Raw genomic sequence first — 16336 nt, forward strand, 5'->3', positions numbered from 1 at the left:
GATAAAGGTGCTGCCATGCTCGTCGTGATTTCCCCGGCCAAACGTCTTGACTGGTCCGAACGTGACGTGACCATGACCGAGCCGGTCTTTCAGGATGACGCCAATCGCCTTGCCAAGTCCGCGCGCAATCTGACGCTTGGCAATCTCAAGGATCTGATGGATTTGAGCGACGATCTGGCAAAGCTGAATCGTGACCGGTTCCGAAATTTCGACGACTCCCCCGCCGACGAAGACCTGCGCCCTGCGGCGCTCGCTTTTGCGGGGGACACCTATCAGGGTCTGGAAGCCAGCACGCTGGATGAAGATGAAATGCGCTGGGCGCAGGATCACCTGCGTATCCTGTCCGGGTTGTACGGCGTGCTGCGCCCTCTGGACGGCATCCAGGCCTATCGCCTCGAGATGGGCAGCCGCTTGAAGACTCGCCGCGGCGGCAATCTTTACGACTACTGGCGCGACCAGATCGCGAAGGAACTGAAAGACCAGGCGGACGAGGTGAACACCGACACCCTGATCAACTGCGCCAGCCAGGAATATTTCGGCGCGGTGCCACCCAAGGCACTGGGCCTCCGGATCGTCACACCCGCCTTCATGGAAGACAAGGACGACGGCAAGGGCCCAAAGATCGTCAGCTTCTTCGCCAAGAAGGCACGCGGGTCGATGGCGAGATTTGTCGTTCAGAAGAGACTGACCGACCCTGCCGGCATCCGGGATTTCGATCTTGGCGGATATGCCTACCGGGAAGATCTGTCAGAGCCGGACAAGCCGGTGTTCGTGCGCCCCTACGACGCCAGCTGACAGCGCGGGCAGTAGCGTTCGAGCTTTTCCAGAAGCGCATCCTTGCGCAGCGGTTTGGTCAGGTAATCTGTCAGACCTGCCTTGAGGATCATGTCGCGGTCGCCGTCCATCGCATGCGCTGTGACGGCGATGATCGGCACATGTGGGCCATCGCCTTCAAGAGCGCGGATGCGGGCGGTGGCTTCCTTGCCGTCCATGCCGGGCATGGAGATGTCCATGAAGATCACATCCGGCCGGTCGTCGGTGTAGGCGGTGACTGCCTCGAACCCGTCATTTGCAGTGCGCAGGTCGATGTCGAGCTTGCCGACCATCTTGCGAAACACCAGTTGGTTTGTGCGATTGTCCTCGGCCAGAAGCACCTTGGGTATGCTCGCGCAAGGCTCGGAAACCATGGGCACTTCGCGCCGAACGGCGATTTGCATGATCGCGTCGAACAGGTCTGACCGCGCGTAGGGGCGCTGGATCGTGTGCACATTCGGCAAGCCGGCCTCCAGCACGCCCTTCGGATCGCGCGAGAGGGACAGGATCGCGGTCTCTGATGCCAGTCGGATCAAGGCATCGCATGCCGCTGAAAAGGCCGGGTTGTCCGGCTCCAGAGCAAGGACGATCAGACTGACGGACCCGAGTAGGTTCGACGAAAGACTTGCCGGGTCCGCGCACGGGATCGGATCTCCGCCCAGCACGCTGATCTGCTTCTGCAGCGTTCCGTTTTCGGCCCCGTCGATGACGAGGATTCTTTGCAGATTTGGGTCAAGCCTGTGCGCCGCCGAAGCCGGATCAGGGTTGACCGGCAGGGTCACGGAGAAACCGAAACAGCTTCCTCTCCCCTGTTCCGAAGTGACCCAGATGTCGCCGCCCATCATCTCGACAAGTCGCTTGGTGATCGCAAGGCCAAGCCCTGTGCCTTCGAATTGGCGGTTGCGATCGTCTTCGACCTGATTGAATTCACCAAAGACGTGATCGACCTTGTCGGGCGCGATTCCGATGCCCGTATCCTCGACCGTGAGAATGAGTTTCGTGGCATTGGCTTCAACCGACTCGCCCACGACACGTAGCAGCACATGGCCGTCCAGTGTGAACTTGACGGCGTTTCCCAGCAGATTGGTGACGATCTGACGAATGCGGCCAGGGTCGGCGATGAAGGATGTCGGTTGCTGCGCGTCATAGTCGATCTGCAACGACAGGCCCTTGGCGCGGGCGGTGGGTTGGAGCAGCATGACGACTTCGTGCAGGGTTTTTTCGAGGTCGAAAGCTTCGGGATGCAGAACCAGCCTGTCGGCGTCGATCTTGGAATAATCCAGGACATCGTTGATGATGACCAGCAGCGCTTCGCCGGAGTGTTTGATCGTATCGACGAAAAGCCGCTGTTCGCTGTCCAGGTCGGTTTCGGTCAGCAGGTCGGCCATGCCGACCACACCATTCATCGGGGTTCTGATTTCGTGGCTCATATTCGCCAGAAAAGCCGATTTGGCGCGGTTGGCCGCCTCGGCGCGTTCGCGCGCGTCGTGAAGCTTTTCCGCGTAGCGCACGCTTTCGGTGATGTTGAGCGCAAGGCTGACCACGTCGCCTGACGGCCCGCGACGATCGAAAATGCGCACATGTTCGCCGTTCCAGAGCTGGATCTCCATCGGTTCGGGATCGATCTGTTGCCAGCGATCCTGCATGCGCGCACGCCATGCCGCCGGCGGTTCCTCTCCAATATTGACGATGCCTTCTTCGGTCAGGAGTTGGAGGATCCGCGGATAGGTGATGCCGGGCTGCACCTCTTCGAGATCCTCGAACACCGCAAGATAGGACCGGTTGGCGACGATCATGCGATTGTCGGCATCAAAGAACGCGAACCCGTCCTGAATGGTTTCGATGGAATGCCACAGGCGGCGTTCGGCGATCTGGATCTTTTCGTTGGCGACGCCCAGTTCGGTTTTCACACGCTGGTTTTCGCCGCGCACCATCGCCACTTCGGCGCGGGTTTCGACGATCTCGTTGCTGAGCTGCTGCGCGTGGTTTCCCAGCTTGCGATTGGCCGCAAAGAGTTCAGCCTGTTTGAGTTCAAGAAGACGCTCTGCCGCCAGTCGCGCGCGCCGTTCCTCGGCCAGCTTGTTGGCGAGACTCATCCAGACCTCCGTTTACAGTGAGGCCGACTGTCGGGGATCATGGTGAAAAATGAATTAACCCGGCTGACATGGATCAGCCGGGCCATGGGTCTCTTTGCAGGGTTGCGTCAGAGCCGCTCGATCGCCAGCGCGATTCCCTGGCCGCCGCCGATGCACATGGTGACGAGCGCCTTGGACCCGCCGATGCGTTCAAGTTCGTACAGTGCCTTGACGGTCAGGATCGCGCCGGTGGCGCCAACCGGATGGCCCAGCGCAATCGCGCCGCCATTCGGATTGACCTTGGCGGGGTCCAGACCCAGGCCCTTGTTCACGGCCAGGGCCTGTGCCGCGAAGGCTTCGTTGCTTTCGATCACGTCGAAATCCGATGCCGACAGGCCGGTGCGTTTGAGCAGGCTTTCGACAGCGGGAACGGGTCCGATACCCATCACTTCGGGGCGGACACCGGCGACGGCATATCCGAGGACCCGTGCCTTCGGCTTGAGACCCGCGCTTTCGGCCGCAGATGCCGTTGCCAGGACCACGGCGGCGGCGCCATCATTGATGCCGGACGCATTCCCGGCCGTTACGGTTCCGTCTTTCTGAAAGACGGTTCTCAGGCCGCCCAGCGCCTCAAGCGTCGTGGCCTTGGGGTGTTCGTCGGTGTCGAAATCGACCATGTCGCGCTTGACCCGGATTTGAATCGGCACGATCTGGCTCTTGAAGCGGCCGTCTTCGATGGCCTTCGCCGCGCGGTTCTGGCTTTCCAGAGCGAAAGCGTCCTGTGCATCGCGGCTGATGTCGTGTTCGTCGGCGACGTTTTCGGCAGTCACGCCCATATGCCCGGTACCGAACGGGCAGCTCAGCGCCCCGAGCATCATGTCGAGCGTGCGGATGTCGCCCATCTTGGCGCCCCAACGCTGGTCCGGGACGATATAGGGCGCGCGGCTCATGGATTCGGCGCCACCGGCGACGGCAAATTCCGCATCGCCCAGCATCAGAGACTGGATGGCGGACACGATCGCCTGCGCCCCGGACCCGCAAAGACGGTTGACGTTCATTGCCGGGGTCGTGTCGGGAATGCCGGCCTGCATCGCAGCGACCCGGGACAGGTACATGTCGCGCGGTTCGGTGTTGATGACGTGGCCGAAGACGACGTTGCCGATCTGACCGGGCTCGACACCCGACCGCTCCATCGCGGCCTTGGTCACGTTTGCGCCAAGGTCGATCGGCGGCGTTGCTGCGAGTGAGCCTCCAAAGGTGCCGATCGCGGTACGCGCGCCGTCGAGAAGTACGATATCGTCTGCCATGGAAGCCTCTCCCTTGTTTCGGTGCACGCAGTATGAGCCAGTGCGCCGACAGAGTCAGCCGATACCTGTCGTCAGTCCGAGAGACCTTTTGTCGCCAGTTGCGACCCGTCAAGCAGTTTGACTTCGCGCTGCGGGAACGGAATGGAAATGCCGTGCTCGCGGAATGCGTCCCAGAGGGCAAGATAGACGTTCCCGCGGATATTGGTCAGGCCGCCGGTCGGGTCGCGGATCCAGAAGCGCAGGATGTAGTCCACCGAACTGTCTCCGAAGCCGACGATATGGCACACGGGCGACTTGAAACTGAGCACCCGGTCCACGGATTTGGCGGCATCGATGGCGATCTTGCGCACCTTGTGGGGGTCGTCGCCATAGGCGGTGCCGAAATAGATGTCGAGCCTGACGAACTCGTTCGAATGGGACCAGTTGACCACTTGCCCGGTGATCAGGTCTTCGTTCGGGATCAGGTATTCCTTGCCGTCCCGCGTGACGACGCTGACGTAACGCGCGCCCAGCGAATTGATCCAGCCAAACGTTTCGCCCAGCGAGATCACGTCGCCTGGCTTGATCGACTTGTCGAGCAGGATGATCACGCCCGACACCAGGTTCGACACGACCTTCTGAAGACCGAAGCCAAGGCCGACCCCGATTGCACCCGACAGAACCGCAAGCCCGGTGAGATCGACCCCGACGATATTCAGGCCAAGAAAGAACGCGGCACCGAACAGGCCAACCTGAAGGAACTTGATCGCCAGCACTTGCATCGATGGCGAGATGTCCTCGTTCCGCCGGATCGTTGCGGCGGTGGTGCTGCTGACCAGACGGGCCAACGTCAGCAGAGCCGTGACGATCACCAGTGCCTGAAGGATCATCCACAGCGACAGCCGCGTTTCGCCAATCGTGAAAGCGGCGCGTTCCAGGAGGGATCGCGCGTCCTCGGTCAGGCCGGTGATCGACAGGGTGACCCAGATCCATGCGCCATACCGGACGATCGCGCGAAGCAGGGGGTTCTGGATCAGGCGGGTGGCGAAGGCGATGAAAAGCCACGCCGTTGCAAGGTTGGCGATGATGGCCAGAAGATAAGAGCGCGAAGGCCATGTGATCTCGCGCATCACGATGACGACCAGCCAGATCAGTGCGACGAACACCACCATCCGCAGGCGCCGATGCATGACGACAAGCGCGCGCATGCGCCATTTCGGCCAACCCTCGCGGGTGCGCATCCAGTCGTGCATCCGAGGTTTGATGATCGCCGCCAAAATCCACGCTGCGATGAAGACGGCGACGGCGATTGCAAGCTGGTAGACGTTCCACGGGCGCAGAAGATTGCTCAGAAGCGCATCGGCCCACGCATAGAGATCGAGCGTGAACTCGGTCAGTATTTCTGGGGAAACGACGTCAGGATCCATTCTTCGCCCGGGTGACTGCTTGCCTTCAGGGTCGCATTGCCGTGCGGGCAGTGCAACGCATTAAGACCCGGCGAACGGAAGCTCCACCTTGGCAGGTGCAATCTCTGTTTCGGCATACGCCGTGTGAACGACCAGACCGGCCAACAGAATCGCGATCAGGCCAAGATTGATGATGTTCAGTTTTGTAAGCATTCTACCCCTCGCTAGTGTATCTACGCCGCGCAACGCGGATTGGATCACCCGTCTTTCCGTCGATCTGCGCGACTTGGCCGATTGCGTCGCTCTTGCGGCGGGACGGGGCTATGATGTATGCGAGAAGGCATGGAATTGGTTTTCGATCTGGATGACCGCGCGCGTTTGCGGGAACGGTTCTTCGGCGTGACGCACACTGTGCTTGCACGGCCATGAAGCTGCGGCCATGCCGCGCCTTTCTGACCACCCCCAACACCTCATTTATACAGTTCAAGGGAGAGGACACATGTCCCCCAAAACGCTCTATGACAAAATATGGGATGCCCATCTCGCGCACGAGGCCGACGATGGTACCTGCCTGTTGTATATCGACCGGCATCTCGTTCACGAAGTGACCAGCCCGCAAGCGTTCGAAGGTCTGCGCATGGCGAACCGGACGGTTCGGGCGCCGGACAAGACGATTGCCGTGCCGGATCACAACGTGCCCACGACGCCGGGACGCGAAGACCCCAAGAACATGACCGAGGACAGCGCCATCCAGGTGGCGGCGCTTGACAAGAACGCGCGGGATTTCGGCATACATTACTATCCTGTGTCTGACGTTCGACAGGGCATCGTGCACATTGTCGGCCCGGAGCAGGGCTGGACACTGCCTGGCATGACGGTGGTCTGTGGGGATAGCCACACCGCGACACATGGTGCGTTCGGCGCATTGGCGCATGGCATCGGGACATCCGAGGTCGAGCATGTTCTGGCGACACAGACCCTGATCCAGTCAAAGTCCAAGAACATGAAGGTCGAAATCACCGGCAAGCTGCGTCCGGGTGTGACGGCCAAAGACATCACGCTTTCCGTCATCGGCGAGACAGGTACTGCCGGCGGTACCGGATACGTGATCGAGTATTGCGGCGAAGCGATTCGCGACCTGTCGATGGAAGGCCGCATGACCGTCTGCAACATGGCCATCGAGGGTGGCGCCCGCGCGGGCCTGATCGCGCCGGACGAGAAGACGTTTGAATATGTCAAAGGCCGCCCACACGCGCCGAAAGGTGCCCAATGGGAAGCCGCTCTGGCATGGTGGAAGACGCTGTTCTCGGACGAGGACGCGCATTGGGACAAGGTCATCACGATCAAGGGCGAAGACATCGCGCCTGTGGTGACCTGGGGTACCTCGCCCGAAGACGTATTGCCGATCACGGCGGATGTGCCCTCTGCGGACAGCTTTCAGGGTGGCAAGGTCGGCGCGGCACAGCGGTCGCTTGACTACATGGGTCTGACACCGGGTCAGAAGCTGTCGGATATCGAGATCGACACCGTGTTCATCGGGTCGTGTACCAATGGCCGGATCGAAGACTTGCGGGCGGCAGCCGAGATCCTCAAGGGCAAGAAGATCGCCGTGAAGCGCGCGATGGTCGTACCGGGCTCCGGATTGGTCCGGGCGCAGGCCGAGGAGGAAGGGCTTGCGGATATCTTCATTGAGGCCGGTTTCGAATGGCGTCTTGCGGGATGTTCCATGTGCCTTGCCATGAATCCCGATCAGCTGGCCCCCGGCGAACGCTGTGCAGCCACATCGAACCGCAACTTCGAAGGCCGCCAGGGCAGGGGCGGGCGGACGCACCTGATGTCGCCTGCAATGGCTGCTGCTGCTGCGGTGACTGGTAAATTGACTGATGTTCGGGAGATGATGTGATGGAAAAGTTCGAAAAACTCACCGGGATCGCGGCACCCATGCCGCTGGTGAATATCGACACCGATATGATCATCCCGAAGCAGTTTCTGAAAACCATCAAGCGGTCGGGCCTGGGTGTGAACCTGTTCGACGAAATGCGCTATGATGACGATGGCAAGGAAATCCCGGATTTCGTGCTGAACAAGCCGCAGTACCGCGAGGCGGAAATCCTGGTTGCGGGTGACAATTTCGGCTGTGGATCGTCACGCGAGCATGCACCCTGGGCGCTCAAGGATTTCGGGATCAAATCGGTGATCTCGACCTCTTTCGCCGACATCTTCTACAACAACTGCTTCAAGAACGGCATTCTGCCCATCGTGCTGCCGCAAGAGGCTGTGGACGTCCTGATGAAGGATGCAGAGAAAGGGTCGAACGCGCGGATGACGATTGATCTGGAAAACCAGGTCGTGACAAGTTCCGATGGCGAAAGCTTCAGTTTCGACGTGGACAGTTTCCGCAAGCATTGCCTGATGAACGGCCTTGATGACATCGGGCTGACGCTGGAAAAAGCGGCCTCCATCGACACGTTCGAACAGCAGGCCGAACAGGCGCGCCCCTGGGTCTAGCGCCGGTTTTGTCGGCACATGAGCATAGGCCGTCCCACTGGGGCGGCCCTTTTTGTTTGGGCGGTGCCCGGATCGATTCATCCGGCGAACCACAGTACCACATGTTGTGGACTGCTGATTCCAAAGTACATTTGCGGTCCGCGCCTGATGTAATCGGGCACCAGTTTTCATGTGAAACCAAGGATTTCGCCTGTTGCCGGTCGGTCACCGTTGAGCGGTAATCCGAAGTTAGGCAAAACTGGGCCAATAATGAGGCAGCCTGCCATTCCGGCGGCTCAATCGTGGGACAAGGTCGCGGCGATGTATCGCGTCCGTCCAGTTCGAAGGGAAATGAAAGTGGTCAAGCGGGTCATTGGATCAGCTATGCGCGCGCTGTTGATGGCGCTACTTGTCGCTATTCCGTCGTTGATCGTTCCGGGCACGTCCAGCGACGCCGCGCAGATGGCGGCCTTGGTTGCGCTGATTGCCGCCGTGGTCACATTCGCCGAATACAACAGCGAATATCCCACGTTTCTGGAGTTCCGGAACGCGCCGCCGTTCAATCGACTGCGGTTTGTCGCCCTGCTCTTTTGTGTCTTTTTCGCATCACTTCTTCTGGCATCGGCAGAACGCGGTCCGGCCGCCGCTCCGACAATCCTCGAAACCCTTGCCCTGGGTGCTCAGGCCAAGCTGGATTTCCCGTTCTCGCCGGTTCGCCTGATGGCCATCGCCTTCAAGGATGTGCCGACAGGCTTCGATTCCGACCTGGCGACTCGGATCGCGAGCCTTTTGTTGGTCGTCACCTTGATTGCGCTGTTCGTGTTCTGGGTCTATGCGCGCTTCGTGTTCTGGCCGATCCGGAAAAAGGCGTTCAACTTCTGGATCAACCTGCCGCTTTTCGACCCCACCTCGGGGCGGGATGTGCTGTTCCGTCTGAAGCGGGATGCTCATTTTAACCTCGCATTAGGATTTCTGCTGCCATTCCTGATCCCGGCGCTGTTGCGTTTGTGGATAGGAACGTTCGATGCAACCGTTCTGACGGCGCCGGTCATTCTGATCTGGATCTTGTGCGCGTGGGCATTCCTACCTTTGACATTGATGATGCGGGGGATCGCACTGTTTCGCGTGGCTGCCCTGATCGAAGAAAAGCGCCGCCGCGTCTATGCTCAGGAAGACGACTTGCAAATCGCCTGATCGCCTCTGTTGTCTTTCTGAGTCTATCCGTTCCGGCGCTTTCGGCGCAGGATTTGCGCCTGGCCCTATGGCACGTTCAGCTGTCACGGGACGGCCCTGGCCTTCTTTGGCGCGACATTCAAAATCAGGACACGGAGCTTGTGATCGTCGCCGAAGCGCTGCGGGCGGCGGACGCCGATATCATCGTCCTGACGCGGTTCGATTACGATGCAACAGGCCAGACCCTGAACAGTTTCGGCAAGCTGATCGACGAGTCATATCCGTACAGCATGCCGCTTGTGTCCAATGCGGGACGGCCCACGGAACATGACATCGACGGAGATGGCCGGTTCGGTGAGCCCGAAGATGCACAAGCCTATGGACGATTTCCGGGGCAGGAGGCCTTGGCCGTTCTGTCGCGCTACCCGATTGCGTTCGAAGATGCCCGTTCCTTCAATGACCTTCTGTGGCGCGATCTGCCGGGCACCCATGCCCAGGCAAGTGATACCGGGATCGCCACGCAGCGCCTGTCCAGTGGTGGTCATTGGGTGGTTCCGGTCGACATTGCGCGCGAGTCCGGCACCACGCGCCGTCTGACCCTCCTGATCGGCCATGCCGGGGCCCCGGTTTTCGATGGGCCCGAAGACCGCAACGGACGGCGAAATCTGGACGAACTGCGCCTGTGGGAGCAAATACTCGAGGGTCAGCACGGCCCACCGCCCGAAGCACCTGTGATCTTCATGGCGAATACCAACCTCGATCCCCAGCGCGGCGAGGGATACCGGGACGCGATGGCACAGTTCCTGCAACGGCCCCGCTGGCAGGATCCTCTGTCCGGGGTGATCACCGCCCATTGGGACAGGCCCGGTCCGATGCGTGTTTCCTATCTTCTCCCATCCTCGCAGCTCGTTCTTGGCGCGGCGCGCGTCTGGCCCTTGATTCCGGATCGAATGCATAGCCTCATCACGGTCGACATTGCGTGGCCTGATACGCCGTTGCCTTGACCCTAGGTGCCCGCGGGTCTAGGCGAAGCGCATCTCTTTTGTTCAAAGGAAATCCATGATGAGCAACGCTTCGCTTCTGATTTTGCCCGGCGACGGGATCGGCCCCGAGGTGATGGCCGAAGTGCGCAAGATCATTGACTGGTACGGTGCCAAGCGAAACCTGCAGTTTGACGTGAGCGAAGACCTTGTCGGCGGTGTCGCCTATGACAAGCACGGCACGCCGCTGCATGACGATACGATGGCCAAGGCCCTGGAGGTCGACGCCGTTCTCTTGGGTGCGGTCGGGGGGCCGAAATACGATGCTCTCGATTTCAGCGTGAAACCCGAACGCGGGCTTCTGCGACTTCGCAAGGAGATGGATCTTTTTGCAAACCTGCGTCCGGCGCAGTGTTTTGATGCGCTGGCCGATTTCTCGTCGCTGAAAAAGGATGTGGTCGCGGGCCTCGACATCATGATCGTGCGAGAACTGACCAGCGGCATCTACTTCGGCGAGCCGCGTGGCATCTTCGAGGAAGGCAACGAGCGTGTCGGCATCAACACCCAGCGCTATACCGAAAGCGAGATCGACCGTGTTGCGCGGTCGGCCTTTGAGTTGGCCCGCCGTCGGAGCAACAAGGTCTGTTCCATGGAAAAGGCCAACGTGATGGAGTCGGGGATCCTGTGGCGTGAAGTCGTGCAGAAAGTGCACGACGAGGATTATCCGGATGTCGAGCTGTCGCACATGTATGCCGATGCGGGAGCGATGCAGCTTTGCCGCTGGCCCAAGCAGTTCGATGTCATTGTGACAGACAACCTGTTCGGCGACCTGCTGTCCGACGCCGCGGCTATGCTTACCGGCAGCCTCGGCATGTTGCCCTCCGCGAGCCTTGGCGCGCCGATGGCGAACGGACGCCCGAAAGCGTTGTACGAGCCGGTGCACGGATCCGCGCCGGATATCGCCGGTCAGGGCAAGGCGAACCCGATCGCCTGTATCCTCAGCTTTGCGATGGCGCTGCGCTATTCCTTCGACCAGGGGGACGAGGCGGCACGCCTGGAAGCCGCGATTGAGGCGGTTCTGGCAGATGGTGCCCGTACCGCTGACCTGATGGGTCCGGAAGACGGCACACCGATGTCGACATCGGAAATGGGCGACGCCATCGTCGCGGCGCTGGACGCGAGCCTGTAAACGAACAGAAGGGGCCAGCCATGTCTTCGAATGTCAAAGGCGCGCTGCTGGCCCTGATTTCCTTCGGACTGTTTGCGACACACGACGTCTTCATCAAGACGCTCGGGGCCACCTACTCCCCGATCCAGATCGTGTTCTTCAGCGTGTTGCTGAGTTTTCCATTGGCCACGATCATGCTGATGCGTGACGCCAAGCCGGGCACGCTTGTTCCGGTTCATCCCTGGTGGATGGCGGTACGGACCGTGGGCGCTGTCGTTACAGGGGTGTCGGCCTTCTATGCGTTCTCGGCGCTGCCGTTGACGCAAACCTACGCCATCCTGTTCGCGACGCCCTTGTTGATCACGGTCCTGTCGATCCCGATCCTGGGCGAAACCGTGCGCCTGCGCCGCTGGTTGGCGGTGATCGTCGGGCTGCTTGGCGTGATGGTCGTGTTGCGCCCTGGCTCGACGGATCTGACGCTGGGCCATGGGGCGGCCATTCTTGCCGCGTTTGCCGGGGCCTTCGCGTCGATCGTGGTGCGCAAGATCGGTGCGGAAGAGCGGACCGTGGTGATGCTGTTGTATCCGATGGTGGCGAACTTCGTCGTGATGGGGCTTGCTTTGGGGTTTGTCTACAAGCCCATGCCGATCGAACATCTGGGGTTGCTGGCGATCATTTCGATCATGGCGTGGATCGCGGGACGCATCATCATCGCCGCCTACCAGACCGGAGAAGCCGCCATCGTGGCCCCGATGCAGTATTCCCAGATCCTTTGGGCGACCGCCTATGGGCTCATCTTCTTCGGAGAAACCACCGATCTCTATACCGCGGTGGGGGCCGTCATCATCATCGCCTCGGGGCTGTACATCGTCTTCCGCGAAAGCCGGGGCGGGACGTCGCAGAACACGCCTGTCCTGCGCACCCGCAGCAGGGTTGGCACGCCATCGACATTGCGGCTGAGCGGCCTGATGACATCCGGGCGGTTCCGCGATCGGCAGAAACCCCCAGAGCCGAAGAACTGAAATGTCCGGTGCCGATTTCGACGGGGTTTCGCCAAATCAAGGCTTGTCAAACCTGCATATGAGCAGTAGGTCCCGCTTCACGGTCGGGCTGTAGCGCAGCCTGGTAGCGCACCTGCTTCGGGAGCAGGGGGTCGGAGGTTCGAATCCTCTCAGCCCGACCAGTTTCCTCACAGTTCCGAAATCACGCCGCCCTTGCAGCGGCCAGACCGCCTTCGGCAAACGCCGGAACCAGCGCGCCAAGTTCCAACGCGCGTTCCGGGTTCGACGCGTTGCCATCGAGAGCGCGGCGTTTCACGCCCTGCAGGATCGACGCCATGCGGAAAAAACAGAACGCAAGATAGAAGCCGAAGCGCTCTATTCCCGCAAGACCCATGCGCCCGCAATAGGCATCGATGAAAGCCTGGTCTTCGGGTATGCCAAGCGCCTTCCGGTCCACACCGGCAAGCCCGCGCCCCGTATCCCCCGGCGGCAGGGACCATTGCATGATGACCGCCGCGAGGTCGGCAAAGGGATGGCCCAGGGTGGACAACTCCCAATCCAGAACCGCGACACAGCTCGGACGGTCGGGAGCGAATAGCAGGTTGTCGATGCGGTAATCGCCATGCACCAACGTGACCCGTCCGTCATCGTCTGGCAGATTGTCGTGCAGCCAGGCGATCAAGCCGTCCATCTCGGGGATCACCTCGGTTTCGCTGGCGCGGTATTGCTTGGTCCAGCGGCCGATCTGCCGCGCATAGTAATCCCCGTGCGGCCCATAATCCGCAAGACCGATCGCCCCGAGATCGACGGAATGGATCGCGGCCAGAGCGCGGTTCATGTCGTCAAAGATCGCGCTGCGGTCCGCCATGCCCAGGTCAGGCAGGCGCGGGTCCACGAAGGTGCGGCCCGCCACATGATCCATCACGTAGAACATCGTGCCGATCACCGTCTCGTCCTCGCACAAGGCGTACATGCGGGCGACGGGCACATCGGTGGCGGCAAGTGCCTGTTGCACGCGGAATTCGCGGTCGACGGCATGGGCCGATTTCAAAAGCGTTCCCGGCGGCTTGCGCCTCAGCACATAGGCCCCTGACGTGGCGGTCAGCTTGTAGGTCGGGTTGGATTGGCCGGTTGCGAATTTCTCGACCGCAATCGGCCCCCGAAAGCCGGGGACATGTGCGGCCATCCAGGCTTCGACGGCGGCACTGTCAAAAGGCGCCGTACTCATGCGTTGGTGTATTTGCGCAATTCCGCGCGCGCGACCTGGCGGCGGTGAACGGCATCCGGCCCATCGGCGAAGCGAAGCGTGCGCAGATGCGTCCACATCCGCCAAAGCGGCGTGTCCTGGCTGATCCCGGTGCCGCCGTAAAGCTGCATCGCCTCGTCCACGACCCCGAGCGCCATCAACGGCGCGACGACCTTGATCTGGCTGATCCATGGCTGCGCGGCGCGGGTGCCTTGGGTGTCCATCATCCACGCAGCCTTCAGGCACAGGAGACGCGCCTGTTCGATCTCCATCCGGGCGTTGGCGATGATGTCGTAATTCGCGCCAAGTTCCACCAACGGCTTGCCGAAAGCTTCGCGGTGCAGACCGCGACGGCAGAGCAGCTCAAGCGCCTTTTCGGCAAGCCCGATAGAGCGCATGCAGTGGTGAATGCGACCCGGTCCAAGCCGGCCCTGCGCCACTTCGAACCCTCGCCCCTCGCCAAGGACAACGTTCTTCGCCGGGATTCGCATGTCGGTGAAGCGCAGGTGCATGTGGCCGTGGGGGGCATCGTCCTGGCCGAACACGTGCATCGGACGCAGCACCTCGATCCCCGGTGTATCGGCATCCATGACAAACATGGTGTGGCGGCTGTGCTTGGCCGCTTCCGGTGCGGTGCTGGCCATCAGGATGTAAAGCGCGCAGCGTGGATCACCGGCACCCGAAATCCAGAACTTCTCGCCGTTCAGGACCCAATCTTCCCCGTCCCGCCTTGCCTCGAAGGCCAACTGCGCCGCATCCGACGAGGCGACATCCGGTTCTGTCATCACATAGGCCGACCTGATCTCTCCCTCCAGCAAGCGCGACAGCCAGCGGTCCTTCATCCAGTCGTCCCCGTAGCGTTCGAGCACCTCCATGTTGCCCGTGTCCGGGGCGGAACAATTGAAGACCTCGGCAGCAAGGGGCACCTTGCCCATCTCTTCCGCCAGATAGGCGTATTCGACCGTGGTCAGACCGTGTCCCTTGTCGCTGTCGGTGAGCCAGAAATTCCACAGGCCGCGGTCCCTGGCCTTGGCCTTCAGGCTGTCCAAGATCTCGATCTGGCGGTCCGTATGCCGAAACCGGTCGCCGGACGGGTGTTTGCCGACTTCCGCATGGTATTCGACATCACCAGGAGCGATCTCGGTCTCGACCATGTTTCGGACGTGGTCGGCCAGAGCCCGGACACGATTCGACATTCCCAAGTCCATTTGGTACTTCTCCCAAGCTTGTTTGCGGCGATCGTAGGCCGAACCGTTGGAAACGACCAGACAGGTGTTTGGTGTGGCTCGGAATGGCCCGTTTTTGTTGGGTCGGGGACCCCCGGCTCAAATCCTGCGCCGGATCTCCGAGCAGCGATCCGCGAGCGCCGACCGGTTGAGCGGAAAAGGCGCACCAATGCATTCTTGCTCGACGTGTAGCGCGCGGGAACGGGAAGCGCATGATGCGCTTCCCTGCAAAACCTGTAGGCGAGCGCGTAGTGCTTTGCCCCGCCTCTCGCGATTTCAGTGAGTTAGGGCACCGTTTGCGCACAAAGGATTTCGCCAATTGAGCGCAAAGGTTTTCGCCGCCGGATCTCGACGCGTTGCAAGTGTCGGGCTCGTCAACGTCTCGTCCTTCTTACTTATTTTTCGAGGAGTCGTGAAGAGCATTTGAACAAGGCGAGCGTCTCTGTCAGCAATTTTCCGGCGCAGTTGGTCACTGCGTTCTACCCTGAACCGCCCAGCCCACTCAAAGCTTGTAGCCACCTTGAGCTTCATCGATCGCAACTGGCCTGGGACTTCGATGCCCAGCGCGCCGCAGAACTCAGACAGGCATGAGTGGCATGGAAACATGCCCGCGCTCAATCTACGAAAGGTTCGGCTGACGAACTCCCGCCATCAGGAATGTCCCCGCGCGACAACTACGCGATCCGCGATGTAGCCTTCCGTGCTATGCATCGGCGGAAGAAGGGAGGGCGAGTTGATGCCGTGGAAGCCAAATGACCAGATGACGCGCAAAGAACTCGCCGCGCAGCCCATAGAGCGCGGCACGACGCAGCGACAGCGCGTTGGCGATGACCAGATGGGCGCTTATTGGAGCTCTGGAATTGCTTGAGCAAGAAACATGCCCTCGACAGGATGTCCCGCCGCCTCGACCAGTGCCCGGGCGATCGGGGCATCTCGGTTACAGCACGCGCAACATCATCCATCGCAACGCGCTTTGACACTTCTGGCGCGTCAAGACGCACGAGGTGCTCACGGCCGATGAGAAGCCCAGCCTAACCGCGTGCATTGTGTGACTGGGCTCGCATCGCTGAGCCGTTCTGCGGACCGGCCACAAAGAACCTCAACGGCTTCATCCGTTGGCTGGAGGTGCGGCTGGCGGGTATATGTCCCCGACGGAGATTGTCCGAGCCTCGTAGACCGGGTGTCGCGCAGGTCTGCTCAGAGCCCAAACCACCCACGGCGATGATCGCGAATTTCGCGGTGGCAGCATGGGCGGGTTCGACACGACCGGCCCAGACCGGATGAGGTGGGTGGCTCCTGCTCCACCGGCATCGAATGTGCCAAAGTGCAGTTGTCATGAACTGCTGAGAAAGGAGCCACCCGATGACAGTTAAGACAGTCGGCCTGGATTTGGCCAAGGACGTATTTCAAGTGCACGGCATTTCGGAGAATGGACGCATTATTTTCAACAAGGCGATCAAGCGCGCGAAGCTGCT

The 16336-nt window shown here is 60.9% G+C and carries 13 protein-coding genes and 1 tRNA gene; 8 read left to right on the plus strand and 6 right to left on the minus strand.

Features of this window, described 5'->3' with window-relative positions; all coding sequences use genetic code 11:
• The first annotated feature begins 15 nt into the window (after positions 1 to 15).
• Positions 16 to 795, plus strand: a complete 780-nt coding sequence (yaaA, locus tag LCF60_RS07585; RefSeq protein WP_292290834.1) for a peroxide stress protein YaaA — start codon at positions 16 to 18, stop codon at positions 793 to 795.
• Here the strand turns inward: yaaA and LCF60_RS07590 are convergent.
• From LCF60_RS07590 to LCF60_RS07605, 4 genes are all read right to left on the minus strand, one after another.
• On the minus strand, positions 780 to 2909 hold the full coding sequence (locus LCF60_RS07590) for an ATP-binding protein (protein ID WP_292290835.1): 2130 nt from the start codon (positions 2907 to 2909) through the stop codon (positions 780 to 782). The genes yaaA and LCF60_RS07590 overlap by 16 nt on opposite strands.
• A gap of 107 nt (positions 2910 to 3016) precedes the next feature.
• Complete coding sequence (locus LCF60_RS07595; protein WP_292290836.1) at positions 3017 to 4195, minus strand: acetyl-CoA C-acyltransferase family protein; 1179 nt, start codon at positions 4193 to 4195, stop codon at positions 3017 to 3019.
• 71 nt (positions 4196 to 4266) lie between these two features.
• On the minus strand, positions 4267 to 5601 hold the full coding sequence (locus LCF60_RS07600) for a mechanosensitive ion channel domain-containing protein (RefSeq protein ID WP_292290838.1): 1335 nt from the start codon (positions 5599 to 5601) through the stop codon (positions 4267 to 4269).
• Positions 5602 to 5661: 60 nt separating this feature from the next.
• Positions 5662 to 5793, minus strand: coding sequence for a hypothetical protein (locus tag LCF60_RS07605; RefSeq protein ID WP_292290839.1), 132 nt, complete (start codon positions 5791 to 5793; stop codon positions 5662 to 5664).
• 286 nt (positions 5794 to 6079) lie between these two features.
• Here LCF60_RS07605 and leuC point away from each other — a divergent pair, with 286 nt between their 5' ends.
• From leuC to LCF60_RS07640, 7 genes are all read left to right on the plus strand, one after another.
• The gene (gene leuC / locus LCF60_RS07610; RefSeq protein WP_292290840.1) at positions 6080 to 7483 is read left to right on the plus strand and encodes a 3-isopropylmalate dehydratase large subunit; all 1404 of its coding nucleotides are present in this window, start codon (positions 6080 to 6082) and stop codon (positions 7481 to 7483) included.
• The gene (leuD, locus tag LCF60_RS07615) at positions 7483 to 8088 is read left to right on the plus strand and encodes a 3-isopropylmalate dehydratase small subunit (RefSeq protein ID WP_292290842.1); all 606 of its coding nucleotides are present in this window, start codon (positions 7483 to 7485) and stop codon (positions 8086 to 8088) included. The genes leuC and leuD overlap by 1 nt, the downstream gene beginning before the upstream one ends.
• A 210-nt stretch (positions 8089 to 8298) precedes the next feature.
• On the plus strand, positions 8299 to 9261 hold the full coding sequence (locus tag LCF60_RS07620; protein WP_292290844.1) for a hypothetical protein: 963 nt from the start codon (positions 8299 to 8301) through the stop codon (positions 9259 to 9261).
• Positions 9262 to 9401: 140 nt separating this feature from the next.
• Positions 9402 to 10244, plus strand: a complete 843-nt coding sequence (locus LCF60_RS07625) for an endonuclease/exonuclease/phosphatase family protein (RefSeq protein ID WP_292290846.1) — start codon at positions 9402 to 9404, stop codon at positions 10242 to 10244.
• Between the two features lie 58 nt (positions 10245 to 10302).
• Complete coding sequence (gene leuB / locus LCF60_RS07630; protein WP_292290848.1) at positions 10303 to 11409, plus strand: 3-isopropylmalate dehydrogenase; 1107 nt, start codon at positions 10303 to 10305, stop codon at positions 11407 to 11409.
• Positions 11410 to 11429: 20 nt separating this feature from the next.
• Positions 11430 to 12410, plus strand: a complete 981-nt coding sequence (locus LCF60_RS07635; RefSeq protein WP_292290850.1) for a DMT family transporter — start codon at positions 11430 to 11432, stop codon at positions 12408 to 12410.
• An 84-nt stretch (positions 12411 to 12494) separates the two neighbouring features.
• Positions 12495 to 12571: transfer RNA gene (locus tag LCF60_RS07640), tRNA-Pro, on the plus strand.
• A gap of 20 nt (positions 12572 to 12591) precedes the next feature.
• On the opposite strand, the gene LCF60_RS07645 is transcribed toward LCF60_RS07640, so the two are convergent.
• Both LCF60_RS07645 and LCF60_RS07650 read right to left on the minus strand, forming a co-directional pair.
• The gene (locus tag LCF60_RS07645; protein ID WP_292290851.1) at positions 12592 to 13617 is read right to left on the minus strand and encodes a phosphotransferase; all 1026 of its coding nucleotides are present in this window, start codon (positions 13615 to 13617) and stop codon (positions 12592 to 12594) included.
• The gene (locus LCF60_RS07650; RefSeq protein ID WP_292290852.1) at positions 13614 to 14843 is read right to left on the minus strand and encodes an acyl-CoA dehydrogenase family protein; all 1230 of its coding nucleotides are present in this window, start codon (positions 14841 to 14843) and stop codon (positions 13614 to 13616) included. Before LCF60_RS07650 ends, LCF60_RS07645 begins: the two co-directional genes overlap by 4 nt.
• Positions 14844 to 16336 lie beyond the last annotated feature (1493 nt).

The sequence above is a fragment of the Marivita sp. genome (genome assembly GCF_020055635.1).
GTDB lineage: Bacteria > Pseudomonadota > Alphaproteobacteria > Rhodobacterales > Rhodobacteraceae > Marivita.